This window comes from Citrobacter sp. Igbk 14 (assembly GCF_028069825.1).
GTDB lineage: Bacteria > Pseudomonadota > Gammaproteobacteria > Enterobacterales > Enterobacteriaceae > Citrobacter.
Map to the genome: position 1 here is coordinate 1 of NZ_JANEWM010000194.1, position 436 is coordinate 436.

The 436-nt window shown below is 31.4% G+C and carries 1 pseudogene; it reads left to right on the forward strand.

Annotated elements, in window-relative coordinates:
* Nucleotides 1–361: pseudogene (locus NNN64_RS23115) on the forward strand (ATP-dependent nuclease); the annotation flags it as partial.
* Nucleotides 362–436: the final 75 nt, after the last annotated feature.

A 436-nucleotide genomic window follows, 5' to 3' on the forward strand; every position in this document is an offset into this window, starting at 1 on the left:
ATTTAATATTAAATATCATGCCATATTTGATACTGATCAAGCTACTATTGTTAGTCATGACGTTGATGGATGTCCTTTTTTTGATAAAGGGATTCAAAAAACAATTTCTGAACAATATCAACTTGATAAGTCTAAAAACCAAAGTCTTGTTGGTATATTAAGGGTTCATTCGACAACATTCGAGCCTGCACATCAAAATGATAGTGTCCCTGAAGAATTGCGTTTTGTTCAAACAAGTGACAAGAGTAAACCTTATAACGCAAATCTATACTGGAAGAAAATTTTAAAGCCAAATTTAGGGCATGTCGATATTCATAAAGTACCGATCATTAAGTATCTAAAAGAAATTTGCGATCATTAAATCATCAGTTATCACCTTTCTTGTTGAAATATAGCCTGTAAATTTTGCTTTTCAGGCTATAGTACACCTATTCAA